The organism is Streptomyces sp. NPDC032198, assembly GCF_040636975.1.
Lineage (GTDB): Bacteria > Actinomycetota > Actinomycetes > Streptomycetales > Streptomycetaceae > Streptomyces.
In genome coordinates, this window is record NZ_JBEZVL010000011.1 from 272,124 (window position 1) to 286,422 (window position 14,299).

General features: G+C 71.0%; 15 protein-coding genes and 1 riboswitch. Of the genes, 8 read left to right on the forward strand and 7 right to left on the reverse strand.

Going from position 1 to position 14,299, the window contains the following annotated elements; translation table 11 throughout:
• Positions 1 to 19: 19 nt before the first annotated feature.
• Positions 20 to 694 carry an AAA family ATPase gene (locus AB0E78_RS29045; protein WP_361838490.1) on the reverse strand — a complete coding sequence of 225 codons (675 nt, stop codon included), beginning with the start codon at positions 692 to 694 and terminating at the stop codon, positions 20 to 22.
• A 153-nt stretch (positions 695 to 847) separates the two neighbouring features.
• Positions 848 to 953, forward strand: a riboswitch (glycine riboswitch).
• 156 nt (positions 954 to 1,109) lie between these two features.
• On the opposite strand from AB0E78_RS29045, the gene gcvT reads away from it, so the two are divergent.
• The 4 genes from gcvT (at position 1,110) to AB0E78_RS29065 (ending at position 5,562) form a co-directional block, all read left to right on the forward strand.
• Entirely contained in the window at positions 1,110 to 2,291 is a 1,182-nt protein-coding gene (gene gcvT / locus AB0E78_RS29050) for a glycine cleavage system aminomethyltransferase GcvT (RefSeq protein WP_361838374.1), read from the forward strand.
• 58 nt (positions 2,292 to 2,349) lie between these two features.
• Entirely contained in the window at positions 2,350 to 2,730 is a 381-nt protein-coding gene (gene gcvH, locus AB0E78_RS29055) for a glycine cleavage system protein GcvH (RefSeq protein ID WP_361838376.1), read from the forward strand.
• Positions 2,731 to 2,760: 30 nt separating this feature from the next.
• Positions 2,761 to 4,020, forward strand: coding sequence for a serine hydroxymethyltransferase (glyA, locus tag AB0E78_RS29060; protein ID WP_361838379.1), 1,260 nt, complete (start codon positions 2,761 to 2,763; stop codon positions 4,018 to 4,020).
• Between the two features lie 171 nt (positions 4,021 to 4,191).
• Positions 4,192 to 5,562 carry an L-serine ammonia-lyase gene (locus AB0E78_RS29065; RefSeq protein ID WP_361838492.1) on the forward strand — a complete coding sequence of 457 codons (1,371 nt, stop codon included), beginning with the start codon at positions 4,192 to 4,194 and terminating at the stop codon, positions 5,560 to 5,562.
• A gap of 18 nt (positions 5,563 to 5,580) precedes the next feature.
• On the opposite strand, the gene AB0E78_RS29070 is transcribed toward AB0E78_RS29065, so the two are convergent.
• Entirely contained in the window at positions 5,581 to 6,240 is a 660-nt protein-coding gene (locus AB0E78_RS29070) for a GNAT family N-acetyltransferase (RefSeq protein WP_361838381.1), read from the reverse strand.
• 81 nt (positions 6,241 to 6,321) lie between these two features.
• Here AB0E78_RS29070 and AB0E78_RS29075 point away from each other — a divergent pair, with 81 nt between their 5' ends.
• On the forward strand, positions 6,322 to 6,534 hold the full coding sequence (locus AB0E78_RS29075) for an EF-hand domain-containing protein (protein ID WP_361838384.1): 213 nt from the start codon (positions 6,322 to 6,324) through the stop codon (positions 6,532 to 6,534).
• Positions 6,535 to 6,601: 67 nt separating this feature from the next.
• Here AB0E78_RS29075 and AB0E78_RS29080 read toward each other — a convergent pair whose 3' ends face one another.
• Together AB0E78_RS29080 and leuA are read right to left on the reverse strand one after the other, a co-directional pair.
• Complete coding sequence (locus AB0E78_RS29080; protein WP_361838387.1) at positions 6,602 to 7,399, reverse strand: ATP-binding cassette domain-containing protein; 798 nt, start codon at positions 7,397 to 7,399, stop codon at positions 6,602 to 6,604.
• On the reverse strand, positions 7,396 to 9,177 hold the full coding sequence (gene leuA / locus AB0E78_RS29085; RefSeq protein WP_361838390.1) for a 2-isopropylmalate synthase: 1,782 nt from the start codon (positions 9,175 to 9,177) through the stop codon (positions 7,396 to 7,398). The genes AB0E78_RS29080 and leuA overlap by 4 nt, the downstream gene beginning before the upstream one ends.
• A gap of 219 nt (positions 9,178 to 9,396) precedes the next feature.
• Between leuA and AB0E78_RS29090 the strand changes: the two genes are divergently transcribed.
• Positions 9,397 to 10,089 carry an FCD domain-containing protein gene (locus tag AB0E78_RS29090; protein ID WP_361838392.1) on the forward strand — a complete coding sequence of 231 codons (693 nt, stop codon included), beginning with the start codon at positions 9,397 to 9,399 and terminating at the stop codon, positions 10,087 to 10,089.
• Positions 10,090 to 10,217: 128 nt separating this feature from the next.
• On the opposite strand, the gene AB0E78_RS29095 is transcribed toward AB0E78_RS29090, so the two are convergent.
• The gene (locus AB0E78_RS29095; RefSeq protein WP_361838494.1) at positions 10,218 to 10,871 is read right to left on the reverse strand and encodes a MerR family transcriptional regulator; all 654 of its coding nucleotides are present in this window, start codon (positions 10,869 to 10,871) and stop codon (positions 10,218 to 10,220) included.
• Between the two features lie 171 nt (positions 10,872 to 11,042).
• Between AB0E78_RS29095 and AB0E78_RS29100 the strand changes: the two genes are divergently transcribed.
• Both AB0E78_RS29100 and AB0E78_RS29105 read left to right on the forward strand, forming a co-directional pair.
• Positions 11,043 to 12,032, forward strand: a complete 990-nt coding sequence (locus tag AB0E78_RS29100) for a hypothetical protein (protein ID WP_361838395.1) — start codon at positions 11,043 to 11,045, stop codon at positions 12,030 to 12,032.
• A complete protein-coding gene (locus AB0E78_RS29105; protein WP_361838397.1) occupies positions 12,029 to 12,496 on the forward strand; it encodes an ABA4-like family protein in 468 nt (155 codons plus the stop codon). Before AB0E78_RS29100 ends, AB0E78_RS29105 begins: the two co-directional genes overlap by 4 nt.
• Here AB0E78_RS29105 and AB0E78_RS29110 read toward each other — a convergent pair.
• Both AB0E78_RS29110 and AB0E78_RS29115 read right to left on the reverse strand, forming a co-directional pair.
• The gene (locus AB0E78_RS29110; RefSeq protein ID WP_361838399.1) at positions 12,451 to 13,587 is read right to left on the reverse strand and encodes a CU044_5270 family protein; all 1,137 of its coding nucleotides are present in this window, start codon (positions 13,585 to 13,587) and stop codon (positions 12,451 to 12,453) included. The two genes, AB0E78_RS29105 and AB0E78_RS29110, sit on opposite strands and share 46 nt — an antisense overlap.
• Positions 13,584 to 14,225: an RNA polymerase sigma factor gene (locus tag AB0E78_RS29115; RefSeq protein WP_361838497.1), complete on the reverse strand. Its 642-nt coding sequence runs from the start codon at positions 14,223 to 14,225 to the stop codon at positions 13,584 to 13,586. The genes AB0E78_RS29110 and AB0E78_RS29115 overlap by 4 nt, the downstream gene beginning before the upstream one ends.
• Positions 14,226 to 14,299: the final 74 nt, after the last annotated feature.

Sequence of the window (14,299 nt, forward strand, 5' to 3'; positions counted from 1 at the left end):
CCCTAACGTGGCGGGCGGCTCAGCTCCCGAAGCCGATCCCCCGCAGCACCCCGGCCGCCGTCCGGTCGAGCAGCACGGCCGAACCGCAGCCGCGCGGCAGATCGCCCCGCTCGGCGGCGCCGACGAGCCGGCCGACCGTCCTGCGGTGCCGTGCGAAGGCGTACCGCGACACGCCGCGACCGCGCGCGAGCTGGCCCTCCCTGGCGGTGTCCGGCTCCACGTCGAGCAGCAGCAGGTGCAGGGTCGTGCCGCGCCGCGCGGCCTCGCGGGCCAGCCAGCGGCGCACCCAGGCCTGCGTGCCGCAGTCGTGCACCACGACGCCTTCGCCGGACCGCAGGGCCCTGCGCAGACCCGCGTAATGCGCGAGGCGCACCAGGGGGCGGTACACCGCGTACGGCAGGAGGCCCGGCATGCGCAGGGCCCAGCGGTCGCGGGTGTCCTGCGAGTCGATGCGGGGGCCCGAGACGGCCCTGCGCATCAGCGTGGACTTGCCGCTGCCCGGCAGCCCGGAGACGACGATCAGGTCGCCCGCGCCGAACGTCAGCCGGTGCGGGCTGTGGCCGGACCGCTGCCGCAGGTCGCGGACGACGGCCGTGGACAGGGAGCCGTAGCTCTCTTCTGCGGGGGCGGCGGCCTGTTTGGGCAGGGCCACCCCCGTGTTGGTCGCGTAGACGCTCGTCCTGCGCACCGTGATCGGCCTCCCCATAGCGGTCACGTACCTGCTTCCCGCAGCTTCCCCGGCAAGTGTAAAGAGAAGGTAATGCGGCACAACAGCATTACTGGACTGCCACTGCCCTGTTACGGAGGCGCGTGCAATGATGTGCGCGCAAACTCCATACAGGCCGTTTGAATCCGCGCGGGAGAGTTCCCGGTAGCCGTCGTACGACGCACCGGGGCGCCGAAGGAGCAAGTCCCTCCCTTGAATCTCTCAGGCCCCGTACCGCGCGGGCGAGGCACATCTGAAAAGCGGGCCGCCTGCGCGGCTCCACCCAAGGTGCAAGTCATGACCTCCTGTACGAGACGTACGAACGGGTCGTGGTGAACCTCTCAGGTTCCGATGACAGATGGGGAGGATCGACCTCGCCCGTCATGCCCTGGGAGTTCCCTTTATGAGTACCGCCCCCCGTCTGACAGCCCTCGATGCCGTGCATCGGGCGCTGGGCGCGACCATGACCGACTTCGCGGGCTGGGACATGCCGCTCCGCTACGCCAGTGAGCGCGACGAGCACAACGCCGTGCGCACCAAGGCCGGTCTCTTCGACCTCTCCCACATGGGCGAGATCACGGTCAGCGGACCGCAGGCCGTGGATCTCCTGAACTTCGCGCTGGTCGGCAACATCGGCTCCATCGGTGTCGGCCGCGCCCGCTACACGATGATCTGTGCCGAGGACGGCGGGATCCTGGACGACCTGATCGTCTACCGGCTCGGTGACGCCGAGGCCCCGGAGGCCCCGGAATACATGGTCGTCGCGAACGCCTCGAACGCGCAGGTCGTGCTCGACGCGCTCACCGCGCGCGCAATGGGGTCTCCCCTGCTCGAGCGAAGCCGAGAGCTTGGGGAAGGCTTCGACGCCGAGGTCCGCGACGACCGCGACGCGTACGCGCTGCTCGCCGTCCAGGGCCCCGAGTCCCCCGGCATCCTGAAGTCAGTCACGGACGCCGACCTGGACGGTCTGAAGTACTACGCGGGTCTGCCCGGCACGGTCGCGGGCGTGCCCGCGCTGATCGCCCGGACGGGCTACACCGGCGAGGACGGCTTCGAGCTGTTCGTCGCGCCCGGCGACGCAGAGAAGCTGTGGGGCGCGCTGATGGAGGCGGGCGCGTCCGTCGGTCTGGTGCCGGCCGGGCTGTCCTGCCGTGACACGCTCCGCCTGGAGGCGGGCATGCCGCTGTACGGGCACGAGCTGACCGCTGAGCTGACGCCCTTCGACGCGGGCCTGGGCCGGGTCGTGAAGTTCGAGAAGACCTCGCAGTCGGAGAACTTCGTGGGGCGCGCGGCGCTCGCGGCCGCCGCCGAGCGCGCCGAGACCGCTCCCCCGCGCAAGCTGGTCGGCCTGATCGCCGAGGGCCGCCGCGTCCCGCGCGCGGGCTTCCCCGTGGTCGCCGACGGCAAGGTCATCGGCGAGGTCACCTCCGGCGCCCCGTCCCCGACGCTGGGCAAGCCGATCGCCATCGCGTACGTCGACCCGGCGCACGCGGCCCCCGGCACCGAGGGCGTCGGCGTGGACATCCGCGGCACGCACGAGCCGTACGAGGTCGTGGCGCTGCCGTTCTACAAGCGCCAGAAGTGACACCCCGCACAACCGCCTCGTCCACCAGCACTCCCCCGCGTACAGGAGAATTCAGGTCATGAGCAACCCCCAGCAGCTTCGTTACAGCAAGGAGCACGAGTGGCTCTCGGCCGCCGACGGTGACGGTGTGGCCACCATCGGCATCACCGAGCACGCGGCCAACGCCCTCGGTGACGTCGTCTTCGCCCAGCTCCCCGAGGTCGGCGACACGGTGACCGCGGGCGAGACCTGCGGCGAGCTCGAGTCGACGAAGTCCGTCAGCGACCTGTACTCGCCGGTGACCGGCGAGGTCGTCGAGGCGAACCAGGACGTCGTGGAAGACCCGTCGCTGGTCAACTCCGCGCCCTTCGAGGGCGGCTGGCTGTTCAAGGTGCGCATCGCGGGAGAGCCGGACGATCTGCTCTCCGCCGACGAGTACACCGCGTTTTCCGGCAGCTGAAGCCTCCTAAAGACCCCTAGGGACCACCTGATGTCGCTTCTCAACACCCCTCTTCACGAGCTGGACCCGGACGTCGCCGCCGCCGTCGACGCCGAGCTCCACCGCCAGCAGTCCACCCTGGAAATGATCGCCTCGGAGAACTTCGCTCCGGTCGCCGTCATGGAGGCCCAGGGCACGGTCCTCACCAACAAGTACGCCGAGGGCTACCCCGGCCGCCGCTACTACGGCGGCTGCGAGCACGTCGACGTCGCCGAGCAGATCGCGATCGACCGGGTCAAGGAGCTGTTCGGCGCCGAGTACGCCAACGTCCAGCCGCACTCCGGCGCCTCCGCCAACCAGGCCGCCCTCTTCGCGATCGCCAAGCCCGGCGACACGATCCTCGGCCTCGACCTGGCGCACGGCGGCCACCTCACCCACGGCATGCGCCTGAACTTCTCCGGCAAGCAGTTCAACGTGGTCCCGTACCACGTGGACGAGGCCGGTCTGGTCGACATGGCCGAGGTCGAGCGCCTGGCCAAGGAGAGCAGCCCGAAGGTGATCATCGCGGGCTGGTCCGCCTACCCGCGTCAGCTGGACTTCGCCGAGTTCCGCCGGATCGCCGACGAGGTCGGCGCGTACCTGTGGGTCGACATGGCGCACTTCGCCGGGCTCGTCGCCGCCGGTCTGCACCCCAACCCGGTGCCGTTCGCGGACGTGGTCACCTCCACCACGCACAAGACGCTCGGCGGCCCGCGCGGCGGCATCATCCTGGCCCGCAGCAAGGAGTTCGCGAAGAAGCTGAACTCCGCGGTCTTCCCCGGCTTCCAGGGCGGCCCCCTGGAGCACGTGATCGCCGCGAAGGCCGTCTCCTTCAAGGTCGCCGCCTCCGAGGAGTTCAAGGAGCGCCAGCAGCGCACCCTGGACGGCGCCCGCATCCTGGCCGAGCGCCTGGTGCGGGACGACGCGAAGGCCGTCGGCGTCGACGTCCTGTCCGGCGGCACGGACGTGCACCTGGTCCTGGTGGACCTGCGCAACTCCGAGCTCGACGGCCAGCAGGCCGAGGACCGCCTCCACGAGGTCGGCATCACGGTCAACCGCAACGCGATCCCGAACGACCCGCGCCCCCCGATGGTCACCTCGGGCCTGCGGATCGGTACGCCCGCGCTCGCGACCCGTGGCTTCCAGGAGGACGACTTCCGTGAGGTCGCCGACATCATCGCCGAGGCGCTGAAGCCGGGCTTCGACGCGGAGTCGCTCAAGGCCCGGGTCTCGGCCTTGGCAGCCAAGCACCCGCTGTACCCCAACCTGTAGCAGTTTCGTACGCTTTACTTCGTACGATTCTTCGGGGCACCGCGCACACTGGACAGTGAGGACAGTGAGTGTGGTGCCCCGGCTCATGCCCCGCTTTCGCAGTTCTCTTTCGTAGTTCTCTGCACCACCCCGGCAGACAACGGCGTCTACCAACCACCATTGGAGTTTCTCGTGGCCCTCTCGGTCTTCGACCTGTTCTCGATCGGCATCGGCCCGTCCAGCTCCCACACGGTCGGTCCCATGCGCGCCGCCCGCATCTTCGCGAGCCGCCTCAAGAACGAGGGCCTGATGGCCCACACCACCGCCATACGGGCCGAGCTCTACGGCTCGCTCGGCGCGACGGGCCACGGCCACGGCACCCCGAAGGCGGTCCTGCTCGGCCTGGAGGGCGAGTCCCCGCGCTCGGTCGACGTCGAGTTCGCCGACGACCGTGTCGAGCAGATCAAGAGCACCGGACGCCTCAACCTCCTCGGCATGCACGAGATCGACTTCGATTTCGACGAGGACCTGGTCCTGCACCGCCGCAAGGCCCTGCCGTACCACGCCAACGGCATGACGATCTTCGCGTACGGCCATGACGGCGGCCTCGTCCTGGAGAAGACGTACTACTCCGTGGGCGGCGGCTTCGTGGTCGACGACGACGCCGTGGCCGGCGAGAACCCGATCGTGCCGGACGACACGGTCCTCAAGCACCCCTTCCGCACCGGCGACGAGCTGCTTCGCCTGGCCGACGAGACCGGCCTCTCCATCTCCGCGCTGATGCTGGAGAACGAGAAGGCGTGGCGCACCGAGGAGGAGATCCGCTCGGGTCTGCTCGACATCTGGGGCGTCATGCAGTCCTGTGTCTCGCGCGGAATGTCCCGCGAGGGCATCCTGCCGGGCGGCCTCAAGGTCCGCCGCCGCGCGGCGAACTCGGCCCGCCAGCTGCGCGCCGAGGGCGATCCGCTGGCCCGCTCCATGGAGTGGATCACGCTGTACGCGATGGCGGTGAACGAGGAGAACGCGGCGGGCGGCCGTGTGGTCACCGCCCCGACGAACGGCGCCGCGGGCATCATCCCGGCCGTCCTGCACTACTACATGAACTTCATCCCCGGGGCGGACGAGGACGGCGTGGTCCGCTTCCTGCTCGCGGCCGGCGCGATCGGCATGCTCTTCAAGGAGAACGCCTCGATCTCCGGCGCCGAGGTCGGCTGCCAGGGTGAGGTCGGCTCCGCCTGCTCGATGGCGGCCGGCGCTCTCGCCGAGGTGCTCGGCGGCAGCCCCGAGCAGGTCGAGAACGCGGCCGAGATCGGCATGGAGCACAACCTCGGCCTGACCTGCGACCCGGTCGGCGGCCTCGTCCAGATCCCGTGCATCGAGCGCAACGGCATGGCGGCCGTGAAGGCCGTGACCGCCGCGAAGATGGCGATGCGCGGCGACGGCACCCACAAGGTGTCCCTCGACAAGGTCATCAAGACCATGAAGGAGACCGGCGCCGACATGAGCGTGAAGTACAAGGAGACGGCGCGGGGCGGCCTCGCGGTGAACATCATCGAGTGCTGAGCCCTGCCCGGGGGGGCGTCAGCGTGCGAAGAACAGCGCCTCCGCGCCCACCGGCCGGTAACCCGCCGCCTGGAACGCCCGCACGCTGCGGGCGTTCCCGGTGGACTGCTGCGACCACACGTGGGAGCCGGCGGGCACCAGGTGCCGGGCGGCTAGCGCCAGCGCCCTGCCGAGCCCCCGGTGGCGTACGTCCTCCCGCACCTCGATCGCCGTCTCCCATCGCCCGGTGAGGCCGCGCCCGAGCACCAGCACGCCACCGGCATCGGAGGCCCACACCCGTACCTCGTCGCGGCGCTTGCGGGCCCGCGCGACCCGGGGGTGGTCGGGGTCGTCGATCTCGCGCAGTCCGAGCTCCGGGTCGGGGCCGCCCGGCAGCGCGTCGGCCACGGTCATGAGGTCGGTGGTGTCCGTGGCGCGTCCCGTGCGCTCCATGAAGGCGGCCAGGAACCGCGGGTTCATGGTGGCGGCCAGCGGGTCGCAGTCGAGCGCGGCGAGGGTGGCGTGCACCCACCGCGGGTCCTCGTCCGTGAAGACCACCGAGTGCGCGGTGAAGGCGATCACGCCCGCGTCGCGGTGGCGGGGCTGCGGCACGACGGTGGTGGTGCCGTCGGGCGGCGGGAAGTGCCCTTGGGCCGCCGCGTCAAGGATCGCCCCGAGCGTGGAGGGGGTGCTGGCCATGGGCGTACTCCTTGTGATCGCGTCCCCGGACGGCCGATACCCTAACCCCCGTCAGTAGTGCACGAAGAAGGGGTGGATCCGGTGGCGGACATCGAGGAAGCGCGCAAGACGTTCGAGCGGTTCGACGCGGACGGCGACGGCTTCATCACGGCGGCCGAGTGGAAGTCGGCCATGGCGCAGATGGGGGACTTCTACGTCACCGAGACGGTGGCCGAGGCCGTGATCGGCACGAAGGACACCGACAAGGACAAGCGTCTCTCGTTCGACGAGTTCTGGGCGAGCCTGAACAAGTAGAAGAGGTATGCGGAAGGGGCCCGGCACGCGCGTGCCGGGCCCCTTCCGCGTACTCAGGGTGGCGTGCTCAGTGCGGGCGGCGCGCCGCCCGGACGCTCCAGCGCCCCTCCGTGCGCTCCAGCCGCACCGGGTGGTCGAAGCACTTGCTGATCTGGTCGCTGGTCAGTACGTCGTCCACGGCGCCGGAGGCGAGCGCGCGGCCGTCCCTCAGGAGCAGTGCGTGCGTCGTACCGGCCGGGAGCTCCTCCAGGTGGTGCGTGACCAGGACCGTGGCGAGCTCGGGGTGGCTCTCGCGCAGGGTGTCGAGGCTGTCGAGGAGGCGTTCGCGGCCCGCGAGGTCGAGCCCGGTGGCCGGTTCGTCGAGCAGGACGAGCCGCGGCCGGGGCATCAGTGAGCGTGCGATCAGGGTCCGTCCGCGCTCGCCCTGGGAGAGCGTGGGCCAGCGCGCGTCCGTGCGGTGCGCGAGGCCGAGCATCGTGATCAGCCGGTCGGCCTGCTCCTCCTGCCCCGGCGTGGGACGCCAGCGGGGCAGCGGTTCCACGCTGTTGGTGAGCCCGGTGAGGACGACGTCGCGGACCCGCAGGGGCGAGCGGAGCGGATGGCGCGGGTTCACATGACCGACGTACGCGCGCAGGTCGCGCAGGTCGACGCTGCCCAGGCGGCGGCCGAGCACCTCGACCGTGCCGTGCGTGGGGTGGGTGACGGCACCGCAGAGACTGAGCAGGGTCGACTTGCCCGCGCCGTTCGCGCCGAGCAGCGCCCAGTGCTCGCCGGGGCGGACGGTGAGGGTGACGTCTTCGAGGATGGGGCGCCCTTCGCGGACGACGGTGACGGTGTCGGCGTGCAGGAGCGGCCCGGCGGTCATCGGGTGACCGCCGTCCGGTTGACCGCCGCGAGCACGGCCCGCACGGACGCGGTCAGGACCGAGGTGTCCAGGCCCGCACCCCAGCGCACGACGTCACCCACGCGGCACTCCACGTACGCGACGGCCTCGCTGGCGCCGCCCGCCTCGGTGGCGTGTTCGGAGTAGTCGAGGATGCCGACGGTGATCCCCGCGGCGGCGAGCGCGTCGACGAAGGCGGACAGCGGGCCGTTGCCCGCGCCTTCGAAGTCGCCCGTGCGGTCGCCGGTCCGGAGGGTGCAGACGAAACGGTGGGCGCCGTCCGGGGCCCGGTCGGTGGTCCAGGAGCTCAGCCCGACCTCGCCGCCGCCCTCCTCCCCCGGCGCGACGTAGGTCGCGCGGAACAGCTCGTACAGTTCCTTCGCGGTCGCCTCCCGGCCGCTGTCGTCGGTGGCCTCCTGCACCACGCGCGAGAAGTCGGGCCGCATGCGCGAGGGCAGGTCGAGCCCGTGCCCGGTCCGCAGGAGGTACGCCATTCCACCCTTGCCGGACTGGGAGTTGACGCGGATGACGGCTTCGTAGCTGCGGCCGATGTCCGCCGGATCGATCGGCAGGTACGGCACATCCCAGGGCGCCGCGCTCTCCGCGACCCCCAACTCGGCCGCCCGGCGGGCGTGATGGGCGAACCCCTTGCTGATGGCGTCCTGGTGGGTGCCGGAGAACGCGGTGTGGACGAGGTCGCCCGCGTAGGGGTGGCGGGGGTGCACGGGCAGCCGGTTGCAGTGCTCGACGACTTCGCGCACGCCGTCGATGTCCGAGAAGTCGACCATCGGGTCGACTCCTTGGGCGTACAGGTTCAGGGCCAGGGTCACCAGGTCCACGTTGCCGGTGCGCTCGCCGTTGCCGAAGAGGCAGCCCTCGACGCGCTGGGCCCCGGCCAGGACGGCGAGCTCGGCGCAGGCGACGCCGGTGCCGCGGTCGTTGTGCGGGTGTACGGAGAGGATGACGGAGGCACGCCGGGCGAGGTGCCGGTGCAGGTACTCGATCTGGTCGGCGTACACGTTCGGGGTCGCGATCTCGACTGTCGCCGGCAGGTTGTGGGTGACGGGACGGTCGGGGCTCGCGTCCCACAACTCGGTCATGTGGTCGCAGAGTTCGAGTACGTAGTCGGGCTCGGTCAGGTTGAAGGTCTCCGGGGAGAACTGGAACCGGATGTCCGCGCCCGGCCGCGCGTCGGCCAGGCGGGCCATGTGGGTGGCGGCTTCCGTGACGACGTCGCGTACCTGCGCGCGGGAGCGCCCCAGCACGACGTCACGCCAGACCGGCGAGGTGGGGATGTAGAGGTGCACGACGGCGCGGGGCAGCCCCTCGATCGACTCGAAGGTGCGGTCGATGAGTTCGGTCTTGGCGGGCGTGAAGACGACGACGCTGACGTCATCGGGGATACCGCCGCTCGCGCTCAGTGCGGCGAGGTCACGCACGAAGTCGAAGTCCGCGCGGCTGGCCGACGGGTAGCCGACCTCGATCTCCTTGAATCCCGTCGCGACGAGCAGATCGAAGAAGCGCCGCTTGCGGGCGGGATCCATCGGCTCGGCGAGCGCCTGATTGCCGTCGCGCAGGTCGACGGGGACCCAGAGGGGGGCGCGCTCGATGCGGGCACTGGGCCAACTGCGCTGCTGAGAGGGGACGTTGACCCGGTCCTGAAAGGGGCGGTAGCGGTGGTACGGCATGGGGCTCGGGCGCTGCGGATTCCAGTCGTACGCGGGGATGTCCGTGGCGGCGGAGGCTTCGGTGGCGCTCATGGAAACGGTGTTCCTTCTGCTCGCGGTCAGTGGCCGACCGGCAGCACGGCACCCCGCGGCGGGGTGCCGGTCGCTTCAGGCCCCGCCGCGGCAGCCGAGAAGAAGGAGACCGCAGAAGATCATGGGGCTACACTAGACACACCTCAGCTCCTCAGACAAGTACTCCTCAGACAAGCACTTCTCAGATGAGTTCCCCAAGTGCCCCGGAAAGGTCCCCGGATGCCGCTCGGCTCCCTGCGCCCCAGCCCTTTGGTCGAACAGGCCACCACGCGCCTGCGCGAACAGATCACCGGTGGCCAGTGGCCCGTCGGCAGCAAACTCCCCGGCGAGACGACCCTGGCCGCGGAGCTGGGCATCGGCCGCTCCACCCTCCGTGAGGCGCTGCGCTCCCTGGCCGGGGCGGGGCTCGTCAAGGCCCGGCAGGGTGCCGGTGTCTTCGTCATCGCGAAGGAACCGCTCGCGGACTGGCCGACGCGGCTGCGGCGGGCGGCGGTGTCGGACGTGTACGAGGTGCGGATGCTGGTGGAGGTGCAGGCGGCGCGCCTCGCGGCGATGCGGCGCACCGACGAGGACATCGCGGCGATGCGGGACGCGCTCGAAGGCCGCAGGGCCGCCGCTTCGGCGAGCGACGCCGCGTTCGTCGACGCCGACATCGCCCTGCACGCGGCGGTCGTGGCGGCGGCCCGCAACCCCGTACTGACGGATCTCTTCGCCGAGTTCGCCCCCGCGCTGCGGGAGGGCCTGATCGACCTGCTCGACCTGATCGACGTACGCACGGGGGAGAAGAACCACGGCGACGCCTCCCACGCCGCGCTCGTGGGGGCCGTCGAGGCGAGGGACGCGGAGGAAGCGGCACGCGTGGCACAGGCCGAACTCCAGGACACCCTCGGCCGGTTGCTCGCACGCGGCTAGCACGCGCCAGGCGCACGACCGGAGGGTCACCCGAACCCGGACCGACACCCGGACCCCCGCCGGAGCACCCGACGGACCACCGCCCGGACCCTCCACCACGACCGGGCAGCCGCCCGCGCCCCGGCTCCCTAGCGACCCTCGTCCCGCCCCGCGCCGTCGGTCCCGTACAGCCGTGCCGACGCGTCCACATGTGCCATCCGGCGGATCGCGTTGAACACCGCCTCCCCCAGCACCGTGCCGATCACCACGCTCTCCACCAGGTCCTCGACCGCCACCCGCCGGTCCACGTAGCCGAGGTCGGCTCGGGCGACCCTTTCGGCGGCGTCGGCGTACTCGTCGAGCATTTCCGTGAACGCTCCGTGGCCGACGCGCCCCATGGCGGCGAGGGCCCGTGACAGGTCGGCCGCGGCGGGGTTCGACTCGTGGGTCCGCCAGCCGCGGCGCGCGATGAACTCCGTGACCGCGGCCTGCGCGGCCACCGCCTCGGCGTCGTCGTCGGCGTCCCCCGCCGAACCGAGCCGGTCCGCGGCGGCGCCGAGCACCTTGTGCAGCGGGCGCCCGGGGTCGTCGACCGCGCCGAGCACCTCCGCGATCGCGGACACCTTCAGGCCGCCCACCTCCAGCAGCGCGCGGATGAGGCGCAGCCTGCGTTCATGCGTCTCGCCGTAGTGCGCCTGGTTCGGGCTGCTCAACTCGCCGGGTGGCAGCAGCCCTTCACGGACGTAGTACTTGATCGTCGGCACCGGCACACCGGTCCTGCGGCTCAACTCGCCAATACGCACGGCCTGCCCACTCTCCTGTTCGCGCCCCGCCCGCCACTCTGCCATCGGCCGCGCCCTTGCCATCCCTGACCCCCATCATAGATAGTGGCGCTATCGGATAGCAGAAAGCGCCACTATCCATTTACCTCGCATAGGTACTGCATAGGTACACGTACAAACAGGGGGATTTTCATGCCTTTATGGCGTTCATGGCATCGGCCGCTCCTCGCTTTCGCCGCGTCCATGGCGGTCCTGGCCGTCGTGTCCGGCGTCGGCCTCGTCGTCGACGACCGCGTCCTGACGGGGGCACGGATCTGGTTCAAGCCGTTCAAGTTCGCGGTCTCGTTCGTCGCCTACTGCCTCTCGCTCGCCTGGATGCTGTCGCTGCTCGACCGCGGCAGGAAGGCGGGCTGGTGGGCGGGCACGGTCGTCGTCGTGTCGAGCCTCGTCGAGATGGCGCTCATCACGACGCAGGTGGTGCGGGGCAAGCGCAGCCACTTCAACCACACGACGCCGTTCGACGAAGCCCTGTTCAACACGATGGCCGTCACCGTCGTCATCCTGTGGCTCGGCACCCTGGTCATCGCCGTCCTGTTGCTGCGCGCCCGGATCTCCGACCGCGCGTCCGCCTGGGCGATGCGCAGCGGAATCGTCCTCGCGCTCGCCGGGGCCGCCATCGGGTTCCTGATGACCCAGCCGGCGCCCGGCCAGAAGAGGGGCTCCTCCCCGATCGTCGGCGCCCACAGCGTCGGCGTACCGGACGGCGGCCCCTCCCTGCCGCTGACCGGCTGGTCGAGCACGGGCGGCGACCTGCGGATCCCGCACTTCGTCGGTATGCACGCCCTGCAGCTGCTCCCGCTGCTCCTCATGGGCCTCGCGGCACTCGCGACGCGCCCCCGCTTCGGCCGTCTTGCCGACGAACGGGTGCGGCTGCGGCTCGTGCTCATCGCCTCGGGCACGTACGCCGCCACCTTCGCCCTGGTCACCTGGCAGGCCCTGCGCGGCCAGCCCCTCAACCACCCGGACGGTGCGACGCTGACGGCGGCGGCACTGATCCTCGCCGCCACGGCAGCGGGCACGTACGCGACCTGGCGTGCGGGTGCCCCAACTTACCTCTGCATCAGGCCAGTTGAGGCCCCCGAGCGCGACGACGACACCGAGAACAAGGAGCTTGCGGCATGACCGGATTCCTCTTCGAGCTCACCTTCTGGCTGGCCGCCCCGGTCTGGCTGCTCATGATCTTCGCCCCGGGGTGGCGGACGACCGCCCGCGTCGCCGCCTCGCCCCTCACCGTCGTACCGGTCCTCGGCGTCTACATCGCCATGGCGCTGCCCGTCTTCCCCGAACTCTGGGCCGCCGTCAGCAGCCCGGACATCGACGGGTTCCGTGAGCTGCTCGTCCTCGCCGACGGGGCGGGCGCGATCTGGGCCCAGGTCATCGCCTGGGACCTGCTGATCGGACAGTGGATGTACCGGGAGGCCCGCCGCGTCGGCATCCACCCGCTGGTGATGGGGCCGCTCCTGTTCCTGACCATCCTCCTCTCGCCGTTCGGGCTGCTGCTCTTCCTGCTGCTGCGGAGAGTGCCGGGGATCGGGAGCGATCAGCCCCGGCCGGTGGCGGACTTGGCGGGCTTGAGGCCGCGCTGATCGACGACACCGCGCTCCAGGACCGCGCTGCTGCCGTAGACGACCTCGGGATTCCCCGCCTTGCCCGGCTTGCCGCCCGGCTTGTGGTCCTTCGTCATGTAGCCGCGCGAACCGAGGTAGGTGAAGGTCTTCTTGTCGAAGATCCATTCGCTGCGCGTGGCGAACGCCGACTCCTCGATGGTGATGCCGATCCCGTGCCGGCCCGCCGCGTCCACCGCGTCGGGCACCTCCACGACGCCGGGGAGCTTGGCCACCGCCTTGTAGAGGGCGGCGGCGTTCTCCGGCGGCATGACCGACCCGCCGACGAGGCCGCCGATCAGCTCGAAGACGGCCTGCGCCTTCGTCTCCCGCTCACCGGTCACGTCCGCCTCGGCGTACAGCTTCTTCAGCAGGGCGTCGGGATCGGTGGGCAGCGTGGCGAGCCAGTCGTACGTCGGGCGGTCGAACCCCTCCGGAACGGCACCGCTGTCATCCGAACCGTCCACGGCGGACGTCTCGATCGGCACGTCCTGCCCGGCCATCGGAGCGCCCTTCCCGCTCGTGCGGATCATGCCGATGTCCGTGACGGGGGCAGGGTTCTGGGACAGCCAGGTCTCTTCCTTGTACAGGGGGCCGAGCTTCACCGGACCGTCGAGCTCGCCGTCGTTGGACTGGACGAGACTGCGCAGGTAGACGAACTGGCTGTCCTTCACCGGCTTCGTGCCGGACTTCAGGGACGCGGTGGCGATCCGGTCGAGCGTGACGGTCGCAGCGGGGGTGGCACCCCGTCCGGCGCCCATGTCGCGTACGCCGCCGGTGCCGCCGGAGGGCAGCGTGGCGGCCAGGATCCCGGCCACCGCGAGCGCGCCCGCGGCAGGCATCAGCACCGCCGGACGCAGCAGCCTGCGGCGGGACGGCGCGGGGGCGGGGGCGGGGGCGAGGATGGAGTCAGGGGCGGTGTCGTGGTCGATCTGCTGCATCAGGGCGTCCTTGTGGTGAAGATGACGACCCGGCGGAAGTTCCCATTCGTCCTCGCCCGACTCCGGCAGCAGCCCGGCCAGTTCCCCGGCCTCGGCTGCGGCCTCTCCCCGAGAGGGGGTGGCGGCGTTCATCGGAATTCCTCCCGCAGGGGCAGGGCCGCGAACGCGGCCTCACTCTCTACCTCTCCGCGGCCACGGAGCGGTTCCGTCACGTTCTTCACCTTCGGCGCACCCGTCACATCCACCCCGTCCTCGCTGAGCTTCCGCAGCCGCGCCCTGGCCCGCGAGAGCCGCGACCGCACCGTGCCGACCGGAACGCCGAGTGCCTGAGCGGCCTGCGCGTAGTCGAGCCCCGACCACACGCACAGCACGATCACCTCACGCTCCGGACGGCGCAGCCGCCGCAGTGCGCCGTGCACCGCCGCCAGCTTGCGCGCGTCGTCCATCCGCCCCGCCGACTCCTCCGCGAAGTCCGCCACTTGGGGCGGCGACGGCTGCCGGGACAGGAAGGCCAGCCGTCTGCGCAGGCCCCGGTTGGCGTTCTGCGCCTTGTGCGTCGCGATGCCGAGCAGCCACGGCTTGAGCGAACCGTCGCCCGGCTCCAGGCGCTCGCGGGTGCGCCAGGCCGCGAGGAAGGTCTCGGACATGACCTCCTCGGCGGTCGACCAGTCGCCGGTCAGCCGCAGGGCATGGTTGTAGACCGTCCGCGCATACGTCTCGTACAGCTCACCGAACGCCTCCCGCTCGCCCGCCCGGATACGCGCATGGATGCCGTCTCCCAGATCTCCCAGTTCAGTACGCCTCACACCACGTATCTCTCCGCGACCACCGACGGGTTCCTGTG